Below are 22,910 nucleotides of genomic sequence, written 5' to 3'. Positions count from 1 at the left end.
CCATGCCACGCCAGCTTCACTCCCGCATCACTATCTGCTGGCGCACGACGCGCGCGATATCGCTGATCGCGCTGCCGCTGTTCGGGCTTTCGGGCTGCGCCACCGTGGGATCGGTAATGTCGCCCTACAGCGAGAAATTCTCCTGCAAGAACAGCGACCACGGCCAGTGCATTCATCCGGACCAGGCCTATGCCGACGCCGTCGCAGGCCGCGCCTCAAAATCCGATCCCGCCGTCACCAACGATCGCAAGCTGCTTGGCCCGGATGCGAAGGGCCGAGCGCGGACGACGGGCAGGCGTGATGGCGGAGCCGGAGCGCCACCGGCTCCTGCGACGGCATCGAGCCCGCACAATGTCGGCACGCTGATCGAGGGACCTGGCTCACCGATGCTGCGCCCCTCGCGCACGATCCGGACATTGATCCTGCCCTATGCCGACAAGCAGCGGCCAGACCGCCTCTACATGGCGCGCTATGTCTATTCGATCATGGATCGGCCGGCCTGGGTCGTGGGCGACTATCTCGTCGAACCGGGTGGCAGGACGCCGGCACCGCCGGTGCTGCGCACGACACGCGAGTCCGCGCCTGACGCCGTGGCTGCGCCGAGCGGGGAAGCCATCCCGCTGGCCGTCGATCGGGAGAACCGGCCATGACCGCTGGGCCCGCCGACAAAAATCTCAGCTACCAGCGCCTGCGTGCCGCCGTGACCCGCGATGCCTATTCGGATTTCCTGCCGATGGTCGCGTGGGTGGAGGAGGAGGAAGCCTTCCTGTGCATCGACGATGGCTGGGGCCAGGCCTGGGAGCTTGTTCCGTCGGCCTATATGTTCGCTCATGTGCAACAGGCGTTGCTCGGGCTGCTCAATATCCATTTCCCCGAAGGCACGGTCCTTCAGCTCATCACCTTCGCAGATCCGCTGATCGATCCGGCGCTCGACGCCTATCTCGACCTCAAGGTGCGGCCGGACCCGCTGGTCCAGGCCTCGGCCCGGCGCACAGCCGATTATCTGCGCAGCGGAACCAGGGGGCTCGATGCGCTGCATTCGATCCCGGTGCGTGATTTCCGGCTATTTCTCTCTATCAAGACGCGGGGCAGTCTCGGCGCTGACCTGCGCCGGCAAGTCGAGGAGCAACTGGCGAAGATGGGTATCCGGCGCCTGCCGCCGGACGAACTGGTGAGCTTCTATCGGCGGATCTTCAACGGTGTGTTCGCGCCGGCCCCAGGGGTCTTCCTCAGCGAAAGCATCGGTGGCATGCCCGCGCCTTCGATTGCCCGGCAGATTATCGAGGCCGGCCCAGACCTCTGCTTCGAGGGCCCGGAGGTGTTCCTCGGCAATCAGGTCGCGCGGTGCCTGACGCCAAAGGCGCCTGCACGCCGGATCACCGCCGAGCGGGCCAATCGCCTCTTGGGCGGGATGCGCGGAAGCGCCGAAGACAGCGATCAGATCGGCGGGCCGTTCCTCTACTGTCTCTCGGTGCTCTTCGATCAGTCGCAGTTCGAGATCCACAAGCGCGCGCAGATCCTTTCGGCGCAAAAGGCCGCCGGCAGCTTCGCGGTCGAGGTCGGCAAGCAGATCGAGGAGATCGGCTGGATTCTCGATGAAGCGTCGAACAGCCGGTTCGTTTCGGTGATCCCGACGATGTGGGTGTTCGGCCGCGACAGCGCGCAGGCGCGGGAAATGGCGGCCCGCGCCAAGCGGCTGTGGGAATCCGAACCCCTGCCCTTCATGGTGCAGGAGGAGAGTTATCTGCTCCCGGTCTTGCTGGCCGCCAGCCTGCCCTTCGGCCTCTACCCGGAAAAGCGGACCTTGAAGCTGCTGGAGCGGGATTTCCGCATGCCGGTCAAGGCCGCAACCTTGATGGCGCCCGTGCAGACCGATTTTCGCGGCGGCGGCCGCCCTGCCCTGCTCTATGTCGGACGAAAGGGGCAGCTCATCACGCTCGATCTCTTCGATCCGCGGATCAACAATTACAATTTTATCGTTTCGGCTGAGAGCGGCGCGGGCAAGAGCTTCCTGCTCAATAATCTGTGCCAACAATATTATGCGCAAGGCGCGCTCATCCGGATCATCGATATCGGCGGCTCCTATCGCAAGCTCTGCACGCTCTGTTCCGGGCGCTATATCGATATCGGCGAGGAGCGTCTGGTCCTCAACCCCTTTGACATGGGACTCGCGCTCGACGGCGAGGACAAGCAGTCGGCGATCGCCATGGCGGTCGCGATCGTCGCGGAAATGGCCAATGCCTCGACCCGCAAGCCCGTCACCACGTCGGAATGGAATCTCCTCAAGTCCGCCGTGCAATGGACCGTCGACAGCGGTCGGGGCGTGGACGGCATCGATGCGGTGCGCGACTGGCTCGGCCGCTATCCCGACAATGCAGCCTCCGACCTCGATCGGGTCGACCATCTCGTGCCGGTCGCGCGCGAACTGGCGTTCAACCTGCGCGATTTCGGGTCGCAGGGCGCCTATGGCCATTTCTTCAACGGCCCCTCAACTTTCGACATCTCCCGCGACGAGTTCGTGGTGCTGGAACTCGAGCGCTTGAAGGCGCTCCCGGACCTCTTCAATGTGATCGTGATGGTGGTGGTAAACGCCGTTACCCAGGAACTCTATCTCTCGGCGCGCGACAAGCCCCGCTTCGTGTTGTGCGACGAAGCTGCGCAATTCATGACCCGCAGCGACGGACAGGATCTCTCACGCCTCGCCGAAGCGTTCGGCCAGGGCTATCGCCGCGCGCGCAAATATCAGGGCAGTTTCGGCATCGTGCTGCAGAGCATGAACGATCTCATGCTCTTCGGCGGCACGGGCCAGGTGATCCTCGAAAATGCCGCGACCAAATTCCTGCTGCAGGGCTCGACCTACGACAAGGCGGTCGACAACAAGATCCTCGACTATTCGGGGTTCGTTCTCGATCTGCTGAAATCGGTCCGCAACGCCAAGCCCAATTACAGCGAGGTGTTCATCGACAGTCCGCTGGGCCTGGGTATCGCCCGCCTCGTGGTCGATCCCTTCAGCTACTGGATCAACACGTCTGCGCCCAATGAGGTCGCCGCTTTCGAAGCATTGGTGCGGGCCGGCCGCAACCCCCTGGAGGCGGTGTGCGAATTGGCCGGTGTCGATCCGGTCGAGGTGCTGGGCTCTGCGAGCGTTCGGGATTGGAGGCCGGCATGACGCACAAGGCACTCCCCCATCCCGACCAGCTGGCGCTCGACTGGGAAAATGATCCGGCGATCGAGGCGTTGATCGAAGCGCGCGTTGCCAAACGCGCCGAAGCGGCCGCCTTCCAGTGGCGGCTGCGCCTGGTGGGCATTGAAACCTGCATGATGGGCAGCCTCGTCATCGCGGCCGGCCTCGCGCTCGACCAGCCGCCACTTCAGACCATTCGCACAGGGCTTATCGTCGCCGCTGCCTGCTTTGCGAGCGGGATGCTGCTCATCGGCCTGTCGGGCGCATGCGGGATGCTTCTCACGCGCTTGTCGCGGTGGAGGCGCAAATGATCGACAGGATCGAACCCTTCACCCCAAAAATGATCGATGACATCGGCGCGATCTGCCGTTGCCAGCGCTATCCTGGAGAGAATCAGAATGATTTTCTGGGTCGCGCGATCCTTGCGCTTCACGAGACCCATGGCGAGTGCGCGCGCAGCCTTGAGACGGCTGACAAGCTGATAGCCGGTTTTCTGAAGGACTCTCGGCGCGTCCCCGTTCTGGGTTCCGTTATGCAGACCTGCTGCGCGGTCGTGCCGCTCATTCCGTTCATGTTTCTGCTCGGCCGTCCTGTCGTCATCTACGCTTTGTGGCTTGGCATCGTCTGCCTTGGGCCTGTCGTCGCAGAAGCCGGGTGCAAGCTGTTCTGTCGTCTGCGCCCGGTTCGTTCCGAACCGGCGGAGGTCGAACCGGTATGAACGGCATCTTCTCATCCACACCCGCGCCGGGACCGATTCGCCTCATGGTCGGCAGCCAGGGTCTGTTGCTGGTGCAGTCCTTCATCGCGTGGCAGCTGCCCGCCGTGCCGAACCTGTTCCGTATACTCGTCGGGATCACGGAAATCGTCGCCATGGCAGCCCTGATCGGCGCCGCGGTCGGCGAGGATCGCGAAAGTTCTCAGCTTTATTGGAGACGGCGCCATGGTCGCTAGATCGCAGCATCGGCATTTCGGTCGCTGCCTCTCCCTGTCCATGCTGGCTGCGATCGCGACGACGGTGAGCTCGCTGATGCCCTCGGCGGGCATGGCGGCGACCAGCAAGATCGGACGCGTCTGGCCCATCGCCGAGCCGGACGCCCTGAGCGAGATCGAGGGTCGGGCCGCTCATGTTCCCGACATGAAGAGTGCCTTCGGGCCGCGCCAGAACTGGTCGGCCATGAAAGCAGCGACGCTCGGGATCGCCCATGTCGACCAGAACCGCACGGTGGTGCCCTTCTATACCCTCGATCAGGATATCCGGCTTGCCGACGGCAAGCTGCTCTACGCCAAGGGCTATAGCTTCAATCCCCTTGCCTATGTGTCGCTCCCGCAGCGGCTCATCGTGGTCCACCCCCGTGATCTCGCCTGGGCGTTGCGGACCGCCAGGCCGGCGGATTTCATTCTGCTGGCGGCTGGGACTCCCGGCGATGGCGATGCGATTACGCTCGGCGAACGTCATGGCCGGGCGCTGTTCCTACTCGAAGAGCGCGTCAAGGTGCGGCTGGAACTGACGGTCGCACCGGTGATCGTCGCGCAGGCCGGGCAGAAGTTGGTGCTGACCGAAGTCGATCGGAGCGAATCCAAGCGGAGAACCGCGCGATGAAACAGGTATCGCTCCGCAGACTGCTGGCGCTGGGCTGCGCCTTTGCCGCCTTGGCGGTCGCGGCTCCCGCCCATGCCTCCAAATGCGAGGCCGGCACGGTATTCAATCCGATCACCAAGGTGCGCTGGAACTGCATTTTCCCGATCACGATCGGCGGGGTGAAGGTCGGTCCGAGCGATCCGCTGGGCAAGGCGCTCGATGCCCAGTCCGCCTCCAAGCCGCTATGCGCCTGCCGCAAGGGCGTGACCTTCTGGTTTGGCGTCAAGGTCAGCTTCTGGTCGCCCAATCGGATGGTCGATGTCGTGACCGAACCGGGCTGCATGATGGCGCTCGGCGCCGACATCATGCCGACCGGCGGCAGGCTCCAGGGGAGCCAGAGCAGCATTTCCGACGGCACCAATACCGCCAAGATGTTCGCGCAAATGCACTACTATATCGCGCCGGTCTGGAAGATGCTCGACATGTTCACGGACTTGCCCTGCATCGAGGATGACGGCTTCGATGTGGCGCTGATCACCGAAGTGCTGCCGACCTGGCAATCGGCGACCCTGGGTGCGATCATCCAGCCCGAGGCGATCCTGTTCGGCAATCCGGCAGCGGGCCTTGCCTGCATGGCCGACAGCGCCGCAGCCGCCGCCGGCAAGGTCGTCGATCCGCTCTTCTGGTGCATGGGCTCCTGGGGCGCCACCTATCCGGTGGCGGGCGATATCCATTTCGGGGACAGTGTCGAGGCCTGGGCGGGGCTCGCCGCGCGCGGAGTCTTCATGATGGGACGTCTCGGCGCTCTCACCGTCAGTTCTGCCGATGGCTGCTCCTTCATTCCCCAGCCGGTCTGGACCAAGAGCCGCTACAAGTTCCACCTCATGGAGCCGGTCAAGGGCGGCCAATGCGTCAATGTCGGGCGACCAGGCGCGCTCTGGACCAGCGCAAAGCACGCGCCGGGCAAGGACAATGCCCAGTTCATGCTGTTCGAGAAGACGATCTGCTGCGCCGGGGTCTCCACGCCATGAGCAACCCGTCTCGCCAAACCCGCGCCAGATCGTCTGGGATCAGCCGATCGCCTGTCCGTCACCTCAAGGAGTCAGACGTCTCTTGCGCGGCTAGACCGGCGCCGCATAGCCCCCGCGGCGCCGGTCGGGCGGTCGGCGTGGCCACCACAACCAACGATGATGCGGCACCCCCCTCCCCGCCGCATGTCGTCGTGGCCACGCTGACCGTTTTTGAAGGACAGGCAGTGTTTCGGGCGGAACTGCCCCGCCCGGTTCCAGCCATCCTGTTGTTCCGGCTGCGGCGCGGATCCCGCCGGATCATACCGAGCGATATCCGGCCATGAGGAAAAGATTGCTGCTCCTTATGGCGGGGTTCAGCTTGCCATTGCCGCTTCATGCCCAGACCGCGGAGGAACGCGCCCGTGCCGCGGCGCAAGCCGCCAGGGCAAAGAGCGCGGACAGCGATGCGCTGCTCGGCAATTATGTGCAGCCGGGCCTTGGCGGAAAGGCGATCACCACGGTGAATTCCTCGCAGGCGTTCACGCCTAAACTTGCCTGCCAGAAAAGCGCCACGTTACTCGAACTGCTCGCGCAGCCCAATGCCACCGGCGATATCGGGACGCTGAGCATTTCGCGGGACCGCGATCTAGACGGCAGCTTCGATGAGGCGATGACGGTACCTGTTCCCGTCTCGGGTATCTGCGCCAACGGGATCATCTCCTGTACGCCGGGTACCTGGAACGCCTGCCGCTTCTTCCGCTGGGATGTTGCGGGGGCGGGATCGCTCAAGCTCAGCGAGATCGAGCTGACCGATCTTGCCGGCTGTTACTGCGTCAACAACAGCTGCGGCAACAACCTGGTCTGGGGCAATATGGCCTCGGTGCTGAAAGACCTGGGTGGCGGCGTGGTCGGCGCGCTCACCACGGCCGATCCACGGATCGGCATCGCGCAGGCCTCCGTCGATGGCCCGGTGATCCGCTATACGGGTGCGCAGACCACATCCTGCGCTGCGGAGCCGCAGATCGGCGCGACGGCGTACAAGGCCAATCCCGGCGCCATCGCCGGCGACGCCTATGCCGCAGCGCAGACAAGCAGCGTGTTCCAGGCTCTTTCCGCGTCTTCGACCGGCACTGGCACGTCGCAGCTGCGCCGAAGCTGCACCATCACCCGGCAGATTGCACAGGAAGAGATGACCGCCGAGAAGATCATCGATCGCGTGTCCGGCGGCTACGCGACCTATGCGGCAACTCCGAACAGCCGGACCTTCGTCATGGGCTCCCCCACCGACAACAGCCTCTCTGGCGGATCCTGCACCCTCATCGATTTTCATATGACGCTGAGGGTCAAGGACACTGAAAGGCTGCAGCAAGTTCTATTGACCCGCTTTGGCGGCGACGACTGGGCGCAGATACGAGTCGATGGCGAATTGGTCGGCTCGGGTCCGGAAGGCTGGACCGGAACCGGACTGCCGCCGGGCAAATGCGAGAAGAAGGGCGCCTTCTATGTCTATCCCAATCTCGATCTCACATCGAAGATGCCCCTGGGTGATCACGATATCTGGCTTCGCGTTGCGGTGGCTGATGGCGGCGAAGCCTACGCTTCGATCGAGGCGAAAGTCGACGCCGGCTGCAAGACGAGCGAGCAGCTTGTCGACACCTGTTCGGGCTATGCCGCAAATGATGCCTGCCGCCTCGGCGATGAAGAGGTCGATGGCGTCGTCACCTACCGCAACGGCACCAAGACGGGACTTACCCCCCTGCCCCAGACCCGGTTGATCGGCACTGGCGCCTGCACGACCTCGATCAGCCGCGATTTCTTTGATCGCCGGCGCAATTATGCCTGCACGATCGACCAGGGCACCGCCGCACAGCCCGATCTATCGCGCGGCGCCTATATCATCGACCATTCGACAGAGACGCTGCTGGCCGATCGGGTGAGGGATGCCGATGGCGGCTATAGCCTTACCACTCGCAATTTCGCCCTTCCGGTGGCCGGCAGCGTCAATGCCTGCGAGCCCATCTGCAAGACCCGCAAGGCGCAAGCCAATAGCGCCGCGGCCCCGGACGGCGTGACCGGTTCGAAACAGACGAACCCGACCGGCTGGGACACTTTCTATCACGCCTGCCAGGACAGTAATGTCTGCCCCGCCGGCGAGGGCGAGGAGCTGGTGCAGGGTTGCGGCTGCATTGATGATTTTCCCGAAGCGGTGGTGATGATGCAGACCGTCCGCCTCGGCGGCGCGGACATGGTCTGCACGAGTGCGGTGCGATGATGCAGCCACGCCCCCATCTCTTAATGTTCCTGCTTGTCGCGGCGAGCCTGGCGCTGTTCCCGGCGACTGCCATGGCCCAGCAATTATGCGCGGTTGATTTGAACGGCAATGGCGATGCGGCCGACGACGGCGAAACGGCGAGCTGTCACCTGACCGGTTCAGGCGGATGGATGTGTCGGATCGGCGAAACGCGCTGCGAGGCGGATCCGGCCGGGACGATGCACTGCCCACTCGGCGATCACTATGCCTGCGCCGTACCGGCAAGCGGCGGCGCGCCAAGCTGCTCGGCCAATGCCTGCATCGACACCAGCGCCAATCCTGTCGTCGAGGATCCGCCGGTCGATGATCCGGGAGTCGACGCAGATGGCGCCGTCGATGCCGACGGCAATTGCCTCGGCACGATCGAGATCTTCTCCGGACGCGCCGCGCGCTGTCGCCCCGCGGGTCTCAGCACCAGCTTTCAGAATTGCTGCAAGGACAAGGGCAAGATCGTCAAGGACGGCATGGGCGGTTCGATCTCGTCGATTACGACCAAGATCGCGGTCGCCAAGGGCGTCTTCACCGGCATGAAGGCCGCGTATACCGCCTTCAAGGCCGGCGCGACGGCGAGCCAGGCCGCCAGTGCTGGCGCCAACGCAATCATCGTCGGCATCGATCCGACATCGATCGCGATCAGCCTGGCCGTCAATTTCATGATCGAGGTGCTGCTCCAGGGCTGCGACCAACAGGACATGGAAGTGGGCATGCTGCGCGGCTCGGGCATGTGCCATGAAGTGGGCAGCTATTGCTCCTCGAAGATACTGGGCATCTGTGTGCAGAAGGCCCAGGGCCATTGCTGCTTCAACACCAAGCTTGGCCGTATCATCCAGGAACAGGGTCGGCCTCAACTCAAAGCCTTCAGTGCAATTGGCTGGGGCACACCCAAGGAACCCTATTGCCGGGGATTTACGCCAGAAGAATTCCAGGCGCTCGACTTCAGCAAAATGGACCTCTCCGAATATTATGCGGAAATCGAGGCACGCGCCCAATTCGAAATCCAGATCGATATGAAGGACAAGATCGATGCCCATATGCAGACGATCAGCAACTAGCCGCGCCCTGCTTCTGGCGGCTCTCACGTTCAACCCCGCATCGGTGCGTGCAAGTGAACCGCGGGCTGTAGCCGATCAGCCGACAAGCGAAAATGCGCGTGCGCGCATCCAGGACCAGGGCGAGGCAGCTATGGAGCGCGTGAAGCGGGCTGCCGCCAAGGCCAAGGCTTCAACGAAAGCTTCGCCCGTTCTGCCCTCAAAAGCCGACGCTGGCGCGGAGCGACGCGCCTTCGAGGGTATCAACAGGCGCAAGCAGGACCCCGCCATGGCGAAACGGGTGGAGGCCGACGTCGCGGCAGCACGCGACGCACTGGCCATCGAGCGCGAGAACGCCAGCCGTCGTGTCGCGCAGGCCCTGGGCCTCGAACCGCCCGAAGAAGCGGCACTCGCCGGCGTCGTCTCCGGAGCTGGCGCGAAACGCTGGGTTCCGGTGCTGTTCGTGTCGTCCTCCATGCCGGTCGAAACGCTGCGCACCTATGCAGGGCAACTCGAGCGGGCCGGGGGTGTCATGGCCTTCCGGGGCATGCCGGGCGGGATGCGGCAGGTTGGGCCGATAGCGAAATTGTCGGCCGCCATTTTGCGGCGCGACCCCGGCTGCGAAGGCCCGGCCTGCGCGATGCGCGACGTGCAGCTCATCGTCGATCCGCTGGTGTTCCGGCAGCATGGCGTCACCCAGGTGCCCGCGCTGGCAATGATCCCGGGTGATCCGACCCTGCCCTACTGTGAACGCAACGAGGCCAGCCCGCGTGCCGCGCATATCGTCCTGGGCGATGCCGCCCTTTCCGGACTGCTCGAGGAATATGGCCGCTTGGGCGGCAAAGAGGAGGTGCGAGATGCTCTTGCTCAGTTGGCGGGCCGGTAACCGGCTCTGGCGCGAACTCAAGGATTTGCCGCTCCGGGCAGCCGTGGCGCTGGGCGCAAGCGGCCTGGGGCAGCCGGCGCGGCCTGCACAGCTTCTCAAAGCCTATGGGCTCGTGCTGCCGATCGGTCTCTTCGCCTGGTGGGTGATGCCGCAGATCACGCTCGTTATGACGCCGTCGATCGACGCCTGGGTGGTGCACCGTTCCCCTGGCGTTGTTGAGCGCGGCGATCTCGTGTCCTTCACGCTCTCCGACCCGGTGGCGGGCCCGGCCCCCGTCTCCGTCACCAAATATGCACTGTGCCTGCCCGGAGACCGGATCGTCATGATCGAAAGGCCCGCCAGCTTGGGCGGGGGCCGGAATGGCTGGTATTATTGCAATGGCGAGTTGATGGGCATGAGCAAACCTGCCGCACGCAGCGGCAAGGCGCTTGACCATTGGCTGCCGGAAAGCGCGCGCATTCCCGAGGGGATGATCTTCGTCGGCTCGCGTCATCCTGACGGGTATGACAGCCGCTATTATGGCCCGGTGGCGATCGAGCGGCTCTCTCGCATGGAGAAACTGCTATGAAGCGCTTGTTCTCCATGGGTGCGGTCCTGCTCATGTCCGCCGGTCCCGCATGCGCCCAAGCGACATCTGCGCCCACAACCGATTATGCGGCACGGGGTTATTGGTGGTACGAGACGCCCAAATCCGGCCCTGCCGAAGAAGCGCAAGATGACGCCGTTCCAAAGCCCCTCATCCCGCCGATGGTCGAGTTGGCCAAATGGTCGCCGCCCAGGATCGCGAAGCTCATCGTGGAGCAGCGCGACTATGCCGCAACCGTCCTCACGATCGACGCGGTCGCCGATTTCTGGCGCCTGCAGGACTTCGCCCGGCGTAAGGCCCGTGCCTTTGCCGGCGTCACCCAGCTGGCCATGCTCACCCATCCGCAGCTCAATGCCAGAGCGGCCAATCCGATGGTCGGCGAAGCGCGCGATGTGCTGGGCGCGCAGAAGGATCAGATCCGCCGCCAGTATCTGCGGGCGCACGCCGGAGAGTTCGCGCTCGTCATGTTTGCCCGCGAGACCTGCGGCTATTGCAAGGTGCAATGGCCGATCGTCCAGCGGTTCCAGGATGACATGGGCTGGCAGGTAAGCCTGATGGACCTTGATCGCCGGCCTGAGATGGGACAGCGTTTCGGGGTCGAAGTGACGCCGACCACCATGGTCATCCGCCGGGGCAGTTCCCAGCGCATGGTGATCGCCGCGGGCGTCGAGACGTATCCCAATCTCGCGCAGATGGCCTATCAGGCCGTACGGCTGCTGAGCGGTGATATCCGGCCAGAGCAATGGCTGACCGGCGCTGGCGAGGAAGACGGGTTCTTCGACGCGCTGGCCAATGGCCCTGTCTCCTCGACCGATCCGCGCGTGATCGGCGGCGATCTCATCGATGCACGGGCCTCCAGGCCATGAGGCGCCTGGTCCGCATGCTGGTCTCCGGCCCCCTCCTGCTCGCGCCATCGGCATTGCTGCCGGCCACCGCCCTCGCGCAGCAGAAAGACCGGGACGCCGCGCGGCAGGCCGCCATTCATCCGGTGTCGACAGCTGCGGACATGCGACTTTGGCTTTCGCGCGTGCCGGTCACGCGCGATTTTCCGCCCGATTTCGAACCCATGCTGCGCGGTCAGGCATCGCTCTATGTGATCGAAATGAGCACCGCGCTAGGTTGCCTGCCGTGCGGCGACCTATGGTCAAAGCTTCTGGCATTCCGTGGTCGCTACGGCTGGCAGGTCCGAACACTTGGGACAGAGGAAGCGACGCTGCGCTCGGGTCGTCTCGGCCTTCCCTGGGTCGGCAACCCCGTCGCCTGGGTGCGGCCGCTGGTCGATCCGGGTCGCATGGTGCCGATCGCGATCGGTACCGATCACGGCGCCAATATCGCGCGCAACACCTGGCTGGCCGCCCGGATGCTGTCCGGAACCCGGGCAGCCGTCGGCGTGCGCGCCATGTCGAAATTTACCGGAATTGTCGGCGTGAGGGCGCCGGTCTCTTCCGATCGGAAAATACGCTGATCTTGTGGGGGCTGTGTCGTCAACTTTTCCCATCAGGAAATCTGTCATGGTCCGTCTTGTACGCCGTCCCCTTCTTGCTCTCTGCCTGATTGCAGCGTCCTGCGGCCAGGCGGTGCCCGCTCATGCCCAAAGCTGGGCTGAAAGCTGGTTTGACAATGTCACCTACACTTCGCCGGGTAGCTTCGAGGATCAGACCCGCGGCTATGTGACCGCGGGCGGAATGTCGGGCCGTGTCGACGTCCATGACGACTATCTCATGAGTCTGACGCTTCCCAAGGTGAAGGCCGGCTGCGGCGGCATCGACATGTTCTTAGGCGGCATGTCGTTCCTCGACCCCGACTATCTCGTCCAGAAGCTGGAGACGATCCTGCAGGCCGCGCCGGCCGTCGCCTTCCAGTATCTTCTCGAAACGCTCGACGAGAAGATGGGAAATATAATTTCAAAGATGGAGGCGGCCACCAATTACCTGAACTCGATCCAGGTGAACGACTGCCGCCTTGCCAATCGCATGGTGCAAATCGCCAAAGGCGACGACAACATGTCGGGGATCGTCGAGGAGATGACCGGCTACAAGTCGATCCGCGAGGGCTATGCCAATAGCTGGCAGCAGAGCCGCGAGAAAATCCAGTCGAACAAGGGCAACCCGACCGAGGATCTCAAGGACGCACTCGCCAATTGCCCGGCCGAGGTCACGGACATCTTCAAGACCGGCTCGCTTCTAGCGCATGCCGCCGCGCGGGTGGGTGCATCCGACTGGGCGGGCGTGATGCGGGCCCGCGTCGGCGATGTCTATATGCGCTGGGACGCCAACGACAAGGTGCCGATCTTTTCGGCTATTCCCGCCTGTCCGCGCCAGGATACCGAAAGCGCCGATGACTTCCTGACGGGGCGTGTTCCGACCCGCGCGCTCAACATCCCTGCGACTGGCGCGGATTGTTCGGTGAACGGTGCGGGGCGCGGCGCGCTCATATTGGCGCGCGAGCGGATGGAGGCGATCTCTGTCAAGATCCGGACGCGCGCTGCGCTCACCGTCGAGGAAAAGCAGTTCGTCGCCAATGTCCGGACACTGCCGGTCTATCGCCTGCTCGAATGGGGCGTGCGGCAGGGCCTCACCGACAGCGTGATCGCCGATACGGACGAACTGGTGGCTCTCACCCTCGCTTATCAGATGCTGAACGACCTCACCCGCTCGATCGACTTCGCGCTGCAGAATGCCGAGCGCGGCGCGACCACGGCGGGCGCCGCGGATGCCGAGAATAACAACTTATGCCAGACCCGCATTCTGACCAAGGGCATCGAGCAGCTGCGCGAGTTGCGTGACGAGGTGCTTCGCCAACGTGCACAGATGCGCCAATCCTACATGGCCGCGATGAGCCAGGCGAACCTGTCGGCTAACTATGCCGGGGTTGTCCGCCAGCGCGACCGCGATGCCCGCGACGCCGCGGGCGCCAACGCCAATCGCAACCGGTGAGGCGAGCCATGCGTCATCTTATCCGCCTGGCATGCGTCCTTCTGGGATGTCTGGGCGCAACACCCGCGTTGGCCATCGATGCCAGTTACCACACATGGGACGGCTTTTCCGAAACCGTCGACGCGTTCCACCTCGTAGCGATGATCTTCGGCGATCCGCGCTACGAGACGCTGGTTGTCATCATCGCGGTGGTCGGCATCGCATTTGGCGCTGTTATCGCCAGCATCAAGGGTTCCGGCATGGGCCTTGTCGCCTTCGGCTTCCAGATGCTGGTCGGCATCGGCCTGTTTGCCGGCATGATCGCTACCACCGGCACTGTCCACATCTATGATCGGGTGCGCAACGCCTATCAGCCGGTGGGCGATGTCCCCAACCTGATCGTCCTTGTAGCTGGCGTCACCAACCTGATGGAACGCGCACTTGCCGAAACCATCGACGACAACACGACCGACCCCAATGCCAAGCTGGAGTTCGGCGCGGGTGGCCATGCGTTCGATCTGTTTCTGAACGCGGTTAGCCCACGCAGCCCGATCGTCGATACTTTCCTCGACGCGACGGTGAAGGATTATGTGCGTCAATGCTATCCGGTGGCGCGTGTGTCGCCGGCCTATGGCGTCGACGACGATCAGCTTTTCCGGACGTCGACCGACCTGCCCGCCTCGTTTGCGGCAATGGCCGGCCCCGCCACCTTCTCGACCGTGTTCACGGCGAGTGACAAGGCCGGGACGACGATGAGCTGCGATGCGGCCTGGGGCTATATTGCCGACCGTCTCTCGGACGCCACATTGTTCGACGCCTATAGCGACCAAATCTGCGCCCGCACCGGCTTCGACGTGGCCCAGGCGAGCCAGCGCGATCGCTGCCGTCAGCAGATCGAAGGGCTGGGCGACATGATGCTGGGCCAGTCGATGAGCCGGCAGAAGTTCCTCACCAACGTCCTGCTCGGCCAGACCGTGGGCGACGTCCTGTTCGAGGATTCGCCGGCGGCGACCGCGCGAGTCATGGCGAACCGCGCCGTCGAGTCCAACGGCCTCGCCACCCTATCCACTGCCAACGAGTGGATGCCGACCATCCGCGCGTCAGTCTTCGCGATCATGCTCATGATGATGCCGATCGCGCTGCTGTTCATCCTGACGCCGATCAACCTGCGGGTCGCCAGCTTCGCGCTGGGGCTGTTCGTGTTCGTTGCGCTGTGGGGTGTGATCGATGCCGGCATATACCAGCTGACCCTCGGCCGGGCGATGGACGTGCTTGCCGAACTGCGCGCGACCAACGTCGCAGCCGATAGCTGGATCCTGGCACCGTCGGCCGCGATGAAGGCGCTGGCCATCTTCGGTTCGTTCCGTACGGCTGCTGCCGGCCTCGCCGGCGCTTTCGTGTTCACGGTGTTCCGCTTCTCGGGCAATATGTTCACGGCCTTCACCTCGGGCATGCTGGGTGTCCAGGGCCAGGGCAGCATGGCGGCCGCGACGGTAGGAACCAGCGAGGGCTATGCCTCGGCGCTGGAAGCGCAGGCATCGGCTAGTGGCACCACGGCGCGGCGATCGACGTCGTCCGGGTTCGGCGACTTTGGTGAACGCAGCAGCTTTGGTCTGGACCGAAGCTTTGCTTCGGCCGGATCGGTGCTTGGCGAACATGGTGGTGGGGCAGCGGGAACGGCGGCCTTTGGCCTGGGTCGTACAGACGCCGCGCGGGAGCTGGGCGGCCTCTCCCCTGCCCTCGACGGGCGGGATCTGAGCGATCCCGCGACTTCCCGCGCGATCCGCAGCAACGCCGCGACGTCTGCCATTCACAATTTTGCCCAGGGCGACGCGCTGCGCAAGCTCGGCACCACCTACTTTGGGGAAGGCCAGACCGGCGAGCGTGCCTTTGCTGCCTTCGCGCAGAACATGGTGCAGTGGAAAGCGTTCGGGGACAGCCAAGCGTACGACATGATGCAGTCGGGTGCGCAGCGGCACTTCGAGCGCGGCGGTTATGACGCGAAGGATGCCGCACTCAAGGCGTCGACTGTGATCGGCCAGGCAAGCGCCGATCCAACCTTCGCCAAGCTGACCGCCAACGCCTTCGATCAGGAGCAGATGCTGCGTAATGACCTGACTGCCGCGCAGACCCAGGTCGGCACGATGGAAGGCCGGCGCGACTATGCCGGTGAAAGGGTTACTGCCATCGAGCGGAGCAATGTCGCAACCGAGCAGGCGCAGCGCACCGGCGGCAATCAGGGGCAACGGCAGGCTGCGGCCATGCTTGGCCTTTCGGTCACTGAAACCAGCCGGCGCATCGGGTTCATCAATGCGCTCTCGGGTGAGGCGCGATCGACGGCGATCACCCAGATCTCGCGTTCTACCGGGCGCAATGAGGCACAGGTCCTGCGCGCGCTGGAGAGTTACAATGCCGCAGTCCAGGTCGGTACGGCCGACGGAGCGAGCGCGGAAGCCGCGCGGGAGGGCACGAGTGTCTACGGCCGCACGCGTGAAGCGGCGGGTTACGACTTTGCCGAGCGGTCCGGGAAGCTCGACGCCCAGCGCGAGATTGGTCCGGATGGGGTTCGCGGCAATGCCCAGATCAGCGAGCGGCGGCGTCAGGCGGATAATGCAGGCTTTGCCGAGGGTGCCGCGGCCGCTGGCGTCTCGGTCCGCGAAGCGGCACGTCTCGATTCCTTCATCCGCGCGCTGGCGGGCACTGCCGGAAACCAGGTCGACATGGCGGAAGGCGGCGCGGAGGGCATCGTCGATCGGGCGCGCAATGAGCGATTGACAGGAATAGTCAACAAGGAGCGGCTCACCCGCACCCAAGCGTTGTTGCGCGCGCATGGGATCGAGATGTCGAAGCGCCAGATTGCAATGGACCAGAATGGGGACATCGGCCTAAACCTGACTCCGGAGCTCGCGGCGCAGATGTGGCGGGGCGGGCTCATCAATGAGAGCCAGCTCGGCGCCATCGCCAATGGCGGGCATGCCCGGTTTAGCTTCGCGCACAATGATCTGCTCGTCTCCAGCAGCACCGGGTTCAGCCAGTCTGCGCGAAACGACACGAGTACGCGGTTCGAAGCCGGCAAACAGGCGGGCCCGGACACGATCGAGCATTTTCTGGGCAGCGGGGCGCAAGGCCAGACCGCCATGGCTAACTGGTTGCGCGGCGGGTTCGAGATGGATCGGCAGGGCAACTGGCGTTGAAACCGCAGGTCGCCGATACGCTGGAGCGCGATGTCACTGCGATCATGGTGCAAACCGGGTGGCAAAGATCGCTTTCTCGAAATGCAGAACATCAGACGGGCGATACTCAGGGCGTTTCTGGCGACCTTACTGCTACCGCATCACGGGGGATTAGTTCAGGTGGGAAAGAGGGCGAAGAAAAAGGTGGCGCCAAAGGTAGTGCCGTCGGTTCGCTAACGGGCAAGTTGAGTGCGGACATAACGGATCGCGGAATCGCTTCAGTTTCGGCTCGCTCGTCGATCGACATCGTGAATTACGATGTTCGGGAGGCAATTGCCTCCGCAGAGAAAACGGCTGCCCGCTCCGGTCGCCCGGAGGAGACTTTTGCGAAACACTTGAGTGAGCAAGTGTTTGGCAATGACGGCTTGCGCAACCGCTATCTGAGGCAGGCGGATGCGGGCCGTGGCACAGTCGATGTAACGGGTCCAATCACATCGATGGAGCAGTCTTCGATCCTTAGTTCCGGACGACTGCTGTTCGATCGGGATAACGGAATGGCCGATGGCAATCCCAGCTTCAAGGAGCGGCGGGATCCATGATTTTAGTCCTGAATAACGCCGATATGTCGCAGATGTATGTCACCCGACCGAGCATCAGATGGATCTGTATAGGGATCAATCAATGGCCGTCGCGACGGCGGTCCTGGCGTTATCACCCATTCGCCGCATGCGACCTTGGCTTTGAGGAAGCTATATCCCAGAACCGCTACTACCGTGATCGGATTGAAGACAAAGATCAGCAGCACCATGACATTGACAAGGTAGATGTTCAGCCGGTCGTAGGGGATGGTGATCATAAGCTCGAGGCATATCCAGTAGAGCAGCGTCAGAGCCCAGGTCAGTTTTGCATACCATGGACGCCAGAACCAGTCCGCAGCGCGCGGCGACGGCGGGGCCGCCTGCTTTGTCGTTTCGATGTGATCAACATCCTGCATTCGCAGAGCCCTTCCAGAGAAGAAAATAGCACAGCTTCGCTGGGCATGAAATCGGCCGACAATCAGTATGGTGGCCCGCCTTTACGGGGGAATCCATCCAGATCCCCTCCCCTTCGTTCTTTCCACCCTCACCCCGCCCCGATTTGCAGTCGGGGCTTGAAATGCAGGCGGGTTCAGCGACGGAACGCGAGCCCCGATGAGTAAGAAGCGGCGATCTTCGAATATGCTACCCCAGCTCTCGCCAAGAGCGGACGCAGCTATTCTGCGTCTTGCCAGGCTTCTGGGTCGCCAGCTTGCGCGCGGACTCGATGAGGAGCAGAAGGAACGCGAAAAGCGCGCCCAGAAGCCGTCTGAAGCTTCAGACTGATTGTCTGAACACGGCGAACGGGATTGCAAGCACCTCCTTTCGATATGACTGGTGCGGCCATGCGAGCCAGGCGCCGCGTGCTCGTGAGTGTATGGATTGCACGACGTTGCGGTCAGCACGGCCTATGAAACGCTCGGCATATCAGATTTTTGGACGAGGTCGCGGGATAGGTGAAGACAGGAGATGCGGGTGGGAGTCTGGCAGGAATATGCCCGCTCCGCCTATAAAAGAGCCTCACTCCTCCATAGCCGAATGAGCTACGTCTCCCAGTTTCCCATCAGATAAGCGGAGTATCCGATCCGCCGAGGCAATCGTCTCTCGGCGGTGCGCGACCACTATTCGCGTCACCCCCAGTGCCGATATCGCCGCATTGACCAGGCGCTCTTTATCTTCGTCCAGGTGTGACGTCCCTTCATCGACTACGAGAAGGCGAGGCTGTCTGTAGAGGGCGCGCGCCAGTATCAGCCGCTGCTTCTGCCCGCCCGAAATCGCAGCGCCCATGTCGCCGACCAGCGTTTCATAGCCCATGGGCATGGCTGCTATATCGTCATGCAACGCCGCAGCCTTGGCGGACGCGACAACCCGGTCCATGTCCGAAGCATTATCAAAAAGCGCAATATTCTCGGCGATCGATCCGGCGAATATTCCGTCATTCTGCAGGACTGAGCCGACTTGCGCGCGATAGCTTTTCAAGCCGAAGTCCGTGAGCCGGATACCATCGACGAATACGGCGCCTTCCGATGGTTCGATGAGACCGAGAATGATCTTGATGAGCGTACTCTTGCCCTCACCGGACGGCCCGGTGATTGCTACATGCTCTCCGGGCTCGATCACGAGGTCGACCCCGGACAGCACATATGGATCCGTAGGCGCATATCGGAAAGCTACGCCGCGCAGTTCAACGCGGCCCGACAATGTCCTGGCCGATATCGCCTCCCGGTCGAATGCCTTGTCCTCGTCGGTGAGCATGATGTCGGCAAGGCGATCCACATGCAGCCTCAGCATCCTGAAGGCGATGATCTGGTCCAGCAGGGAGGATGTGCGGCGCAGGAACTGGGTCTTGTAGGCCATATAGGCAAAGACCATACCCAGACTGAAATCGGCAGACAGGACGAGCCCGATCGCAAGATAGATGGATATCACCGATTCAAGGGCATTCAGCGATGTGCCGACGGACTCCTGCCACACATTCACCCGGGCGACGGACAGATTCGCCGTGACGGAATCGGCGAGCCGGCGCTGCCAATATTGCAGCCGATCTTCCTCTCCGCCAAGAACGCGCAAGGTTGTTATCCCCCTGAGCGTCTCCATCATCACCGATTGTTCCCGGCCAGCCATCGCGATGGCTGTCTCCTGGACACGCTGCTTTGGGGCAAGGAATGCCATCTTCCCGATCGAAATCATCACCAGAAAGCCGATGGCAACCATCGACAATTGTAGGCTGTATGTAAGCATCACCACCAGACTGAGCGCGCCAAGGCACCCGTCGATGAACGCGCCGATGCTGTTTTCCGTCAGTAATTGTCTGATCGGGGCGGTGGACTGGAGGCGTGACATCACATCCCCGATGTGCCGCCGCTCATACCAATCAATGGGCAATCGCAAGAGCTTGCGTGCGACGTTGACGTAGAGCGTGCGGCCGACTGCGGCATTGGCGAAGGCGATCACCAGGGATCGCAACAGCGAGGTCAGCGCGTTGGTCGCAGTCAACAGGGCAAAGCCAATCGCCAGCACGGTCATCAAATTCAGGCTGCGCGACGGCAGCACGACATCGACCGCAAGCCGCAGGTAAAAAGGGGAGATCAAGGTGTAGAGTTCGAGGAATATGCTGAGGGTCAGTATCTGGAACAGCGATCGGCGTATTCCCGATGCGCCCTGGAGCAATTTGACAGGATCAAGGCGCGGTCGTGGCTGCGCCTCGTCGAAACGCCTGACCTGCCGCAATTCCAGCGCGATGCCGGTAAAATGCCGGGACATCGCCTCTATAGGGAGCCAGTCGGACATCCCCTCGGGATCATGAATGAGGACTTTGTCGGCGCGAATGCGCTCGACGACGACAAAGTGGTTCATGTTCCAATGCAGAATGGCCGGCAGGTGGATATGCGCAAGACCTTCCAGCGGGATGCTGATGGGTCTTGCGGAAAAGCCGATCGCTTCGGCCATGTGCATCAAAAATTCCAGCGTGCTTCCACGGCTCGAGGCGCGAAAGCGGCGGCGCAGTTCGGCAAGACCAATCGGGTTGCCGTGATAATTGGCGATCATCGCCAGCGCAGCGAGGGCGCATTCGCCCGATTCCGTCTGGCGCACCATCTCGACGCGCGAGGAACGCCGAGCCAAGATAGGGGAAATGAACATCACGGATTGCGCGGCAAGGGGGCGGGCGCCGGAGCGGCGCGGTCTGCAGGCTTAGCCATGCGGGGGCCGGCAACGGCTTCAAACCCAACATCGAACTGAACCAGAATGATCGCATAGAGCCCGCCGATCTCGGCAAACAGGACGGCACCCAGCAGGACGATCCATGCCCAGGGCATCGCGGGAATCTTGGCCGCGCCATGCCGTGCCCGGCGCGCGCGGACCATTTCGGATCGGAACAGCGACGATGGGCCGCTGTCCTCCGCGCCAGCCTCGTGAAGGGGCCGCGTGGGCGCGGAAGCGCGAGGGGACATGTTCAGCGCGCTTCGGACACGTGATGCGATCCCACAAGATCATCCATCCTGGATATCCGGGAGGTTCGGTCGTGGTCGCGGTAGCGGGAATCCGCCTGTTTGCGAGCCAGCGCGCCAGCTGAGGACAGCAAATCCTTCAGCGTGAAAGTCACGTCCTTGTCGTTCCAGTCCTGCAGGGTCCCGTGAATGAGAAAATGGCAGAAAGCGTGGGCAATCTTGTCCCCGGGCGCGCAGTCCTCGACGAACAGGAATTGCCCGGCTTCGTTCACTTCTAAAAAGACATGATCACCGGCGGGCGTGACAATGAAGTCGAATGCGCCATAGGATATGCCCAGCGCCCGCATCAGATCCTGGCATTGGTCAAAGACTTCCGGCGGCAACCGATAATTGTCATTATTGTCTTTAAGAAGGCGCTTTCCGCGCCAGTCGATAACCGACAACGGGTCGCTCTGGGAATCGATCTTAATACCGAATTGCCGACCGCCGAAGATGATCACCCGGGCTTCAAACGCCTTCTCGACATAAGGCTGGTAGATGGCGGGGTGCAGGGAAAGAGCTTCGGCCGGCAACGAGGCGACCGGCGGCATGATCGAGGTATAGGCAAAGGCCAAGCTATCCTCGCCTTGCCACATCTGCGGAATGAGTGGTTTACAGATGATCCGCCCGCCATGCCCGTCTTGGAAGCTTCGGATTGCTTCAACGTCGTTGGACTGCAATGTTGCGGGTACCGACAGGCCGACTATGCGCGCCTGCCAGAGCTGCAGCACCTTGCTTTCCGCCGCCAGCTTTCCCCAATATCCGTTGACCATGACACCGGGCCGCTGGGCCGCAAGACGATCCAGAAAGGCAAAAAGCGACGCGCGATAGGCGGTCATTATATTGGAGACATAGGCCTTGTCGCTTTCCTGAACGTCCAGCAACTTTACCGACGAGCCACCTATGCGCCGCAGCCAAACCCGATCATAAGGGATATCTTCATCAAGGAGCGCGGCGCCATCGACATAGAATGTCGCCTTATCGCCCAATGAAATCGTATGGGTTTCGTGAACAGGCATCATGCCGAAGCGGAAGATGCTCGGCGTTGCGCCCATCATCTCGAGGCCCGTCGCGATGAGATGGGCGTGCTCATCGTTGAGCTTGGTCACAATCAGAATGCGTTTGTCCATCGCTTGCACCTCGCTCGTCAATCCATTGATGTCATTGTCTGCGATAGGGCGCTGATGCTGCCCGACAGCGCGTCAGCGTCATCGACATGCTCCTGAAGCGAAATCGCAAATTCGACTATGGGGTGCACACCATCCAGATAAGCCTCCCAGTCGCCGGTTTGAGACAATCTGCGCAGAAGCCCCAGCTTGAGATAGGATGCGCTATAGAAGCTCGGTCCAAGCGGCAGAAAAGGGGCGTCGACCTGGTCCCGGCGGTGCAGCGAAGCGTGAAACAACGATCGCGCGACACGGCCGTTGCCATCATCGAGCGGGTGATAGAGGACGAATGTGGCGTGGGTCAGCACTGCCTCCTGCACGGGGGTAAGGCCCTCACAGCTATGAATGACCTCGATCGCCTCAGGCCAGGAGGGAATGTCGTCCAATCGCGCATATCGCATTGGCGCAAGGCCACAAATGGCCGGCTTGTCGACGCCCGCGCTTCGCATCTTCCTGCTGGTGCCGGTCAGCAACGCGGCTGCCCGCTCGATCCAGCGCTGGTCGATCTGCCAAGCGGAGAACCGCTGCCAATTGGTATATACAATCGGTTCGATGCCAGGTCTGACCAGAAACCGATCGAACTGCGGCGCTTCGAAACCGGCGGGAACGGAAAAATCGAGCGAGCCTGGAACGCGCAGCCCGGCCCGCAACAGCAATGCGCATTTCGCTTCGTTGCCGAAGCAGCGCCAGGGGGAATGCCTGTATTGTTCGTTGAGCCGGACGATCCGGTCTTCGAGGGCACGCCAATTGAGGGAATGTCTATTTCGATATCGGAAGCGGGGTGCAACAGGCGACCAGATTTTCCTATCTTCCGTGTCCCCTGTTGCTGGGCTTGGCATCGTCACTGGCAATATAATCTTCAACTTCAGTCGCAGCTGACATCCCAGCTTCCATCGTCGTCACATCGATCCGATGTATCCCAGGGCGAACCGCCGGCGGTATCGCAATAAGTGGGATCGCGTCCCGGGACGTGGTGTAGGATCTGGTGGTAGCGCTGCTGGCCGGACGC

At 62.7% G+C, this 22,910-nt stretch carries 19 protein-coding genes and 1 pseudogene; 15 read left to right on the top strand and 5 right to left on the bottom strand.

What is annotated here, in order from left to right; genetic code table 11:
- Positions 1 to 2: 2 nt before the first annotated feature.
- From AX724_RS05430 to AX724_RS05360, 15 genes and pseudogenes are all read left to right on the top strand, one after another.
- Positions 3 to 650 carry a TraV family lipoprotein gene (locus AX724_RS05430; protein WP_066764192.1) on the top strand — a complete coding sequence of 216 codons (648 nt, stop codon included), beginning with the start codon at positions 3 to 5 and terminating at the stop codon, positions 648 to 650.
- Positions 647 to 3,169, top strand: a complete 2,523-nt coding sequence (locus AX724_RS05425; protein ID WP_066764190.1) for a TraC family protein — start codon at positions 647 to 649, stop codon at positions 3,167 to 3,169. Before AX724_RS05430 ends, AX724_RS05425 begins: the two co-directional genes overlap by 4 nt.
- Positions 3,166 to 3,495, top strand: a complete 330-nt coding sequence (locus AX724_RS05420; RefSeq protein WP_066764188.1) for a hypothetical protein — start codon at positions 3,166 to 3,168, stop codon at positions 3,493 to 3,495. The genes AX724_RS05425 and AX724_RS05420 overlap by 4 nt, the downstream gene beginning before the upstream one ends.
- Complete coding sequence (locus AX724_RS05415; RefSeq protein ID WP_066764185.1) at positions 3,492 to 3,902, top strand: hypothetical protein; 411 nt, start codon at positions 3,492 to 3,494, stop codon at positions 3,900 to 3,902. Before AX724_RS05420 ends, AX724_RS05415 begins: the two co-directional genes overlap by 4 nt.
- Positions 3,899 to 4,135 (top strand): hypothetical protein, encoded by a 237-nt coding sequence (locus AX724_RS05410; RefSeq protein WP_066764182.1) that lies wholly within the window; start codon positions 3,899 to 3,901, stop codon positions 4,133 to 4,135. The genes AX724_RS05415 and AX724_RS05410 overlap by 4 nt, the downstream gene beginning before the upstream one ends.
- Positions 4,136 to 4,175: 40 nt before the next feature.
- Positions 4,176 to 4,784, top strand: a complete 609-nt coding sequence (locus tag AX724_RS05405) for a conjugal transfer protein TraW (protein ID WP_066764180.1) — start codon at positions 4,176 to 4,178, stop codon at positions 4,782 to 4,784.
- Positions 4,781 to 5,794 carry a TraU family protein gene (locus tag AX724_RS05400; RefSeq protein WP_066764178.1) on the top strand — a complete coding sequence of 338 codons (1,014 nt, stop codon included), beginning with the start codon at positions 4,781 to 4,783 and terminating at the stop codon, positions 5,792 to 5,794. Before AX724_RS05405 ends, AX724_RS05400 begins: the two co-directional genes overlap by 4 nt.
- 319 nt (positions 5,795 to 6,113) lie before the next feature.
- Positions 6,114 to 8,045 carry a hypothetical protein gene (locus tag AX724_RS05395; protein ID WP_066764177.1) on the top strand — a complete coding sequence of 644 codons (1,932 nt, stop codon included), beginning with the start codon at positions 6,114 to 6,116 and terminating at the stop codon, positions 8,043 to 8,045.
- Between the two features lie 23 nt (positions 8,046 to 8,068).
- Positions 8,069 to 9,136 carry a conjugal transfer protein TraN gene (gene traN / locus AX724_RS05390; RefSeq protein WP_231736480.1) on the top strand — a complete coding sequence of 356 codons (1,068 nt, stop codon included), beginning with the start codon at positions 8,069 to 8,071 and terminating at the stop codon, positions 9,134 to 9,136.
- A complete protein-coding gene (locus AX724_RS05385) occupies positions 9,108 to 9,998 on the top strand; it encodes a type-F conjugative transfer system pilin assembly protein TrbC (protein ID WP_082733406.1) in 891 nt (296 codons plus the stop codon). Before traN ends, AX724_RS05385 begins: the two co-directional genes overlap by 29 nt.
- Positions 9,970 to 10,566, top strand: a complete 597-nt coding sequence (locus AX724_RS05380; protein WP_066764172.1) for a S26 family signal peptidase — start codon at positions 9,970 to 9,972, stop codon at positions 10,564 to 10,566. Before AX724_RS05385 ends, AX724_RS05380 begins: the two co-directional genes overlap by 29 nt.
- Positions 10,563 to 11,450: a conjugal transfer protein TraF gene (locus AX724_RS05375; protein ID WP_066764171.1), complete on the top strand. Its 888-nt coding sequence runs from the start codon at positions 10,563 to 10,565 to the stop codon at positions 11,448 to 11,450. Before AX724_RS05380 ends, AX724_RS05375 begins: the two co-directional genes overlap by 4 nt.
- Before the next feature lie 14 nt (positions 11,451 to 11,464).
- On the top strand, positions 11,465 to 12,049 hold the full coding sequence (locus tag AX724_RS05370; RefSeq protein WP_231736479.1) for a hypothetical protein: 585 nt from the start codon (positions 11,465 to 11,467) through the stop codon (positions 12,047 to 12,049).
- 46 nt (positions 12,050 to 12,095) lie between these two features.
- The gene (locus tag AX724_RS05365) at positions 12,096 to 13,520 is read left to right on the top strand and encodes a conjugal transfer protein TraH (RefSeq protein WP_066764167.1); all 1,425 of its coding nucleotides are present in this window, start codon (positions 12,096 to 12,098) and stop codon (positions 13,518 to 13,520) included.
- A gap of 8 nt (positions 13,521 to 13,528) precedes the next feature.
- Positions 13,529 to 17,271: pseudogene (locus tag AX724_RS05360) on the top strand (conjugal transfer protein TraG N-terminal domain-containing protein).
- A 2-nt stretch (positions 17,272 to 17,273) separates the two neighbouring features.
- Here the strand turns inward: AX724_RS05360 and AX724_RS05355 are convergent.
- The 5 genes from AX724_RS05355 to AX724_RS05335 all read right to left on the bottom strand — a co-directional run bounded on the left by AX724_RS05355 (position 17,274) and on the right by AX724_RS05335 (position 22,551).
- Entirely contained in the window at positions 17,274 to 17,666 is a 393-nt protein-coding gene (locus AX724_RS05355; RefSeq protein ID WP_066764166.1) for a hypothetical protein, read from the bottom strand.
- A gap of 601 nt (positions 17,667 to 18,267) precedes the next feature.
- A complete protein-coding gene (locus AX724_RS05350; protein ID WP_269454119.1) occupies positions 18,268 to 20,343 on the bottom strand; it encodes a peptidase domain-containing ABC transporter in 2,076 nt (691 codons plus the stop codon).
- A 44-nt stretch (positions 20,344 to 20,387) separates the two neighbouring features.
- Positions 20,388 to 20,699 (bottom strand): hypothetical protein, encoded by a 312-nt coding sequence (locus AX724_RS05345; protein WP_066764161.1) that lies wholly within the window; start codon positions 20,697 to 20,699, stop codon positions 20,388 to 20,390.
- A 2-nt stretch (positions 20,700 to 20,701) separates the two neighbouring features.
- Positions 20,702 to 21,865, bottom strand: a complete 1,164-nt coding sequence (locus AX724_RS05340) for a hypothetical protein (protein ID WP_156448002.1) — start codon at positions 21,863 to 21,865, stop codon at positions 20,702 to 20,704.
- Between the two features lie 17 nt (positions 21,866 to 21,882).
- Positions 21,883 to 22,551: a Fic family protein gene (locus AX724_RS05335; protein ID WP_197421472.1), complete on the bottom strand. Its 669-nt coding sequence runs from the start codon at positions 22,549 to 22,551 to the stop codon at positions 21,883 to 21,885.
- Between the last annotated feature and the right edge of the window lie 359 nt (positions 22,552 to 22,910).

This window comes from Sphingobium sp. CCH11-B1, from assembly GCF_001556865.1.
GTDB lineage: Bacteria > Pseudomonadota > Alphaproteobacteria > Sphingomonadales > Sphingomonadaceae > Sphingobium.
Note: the sequence above shows the minus strand (reverse complement) of the source record. Positions and strands in the feature narration are given on the sequence as shown.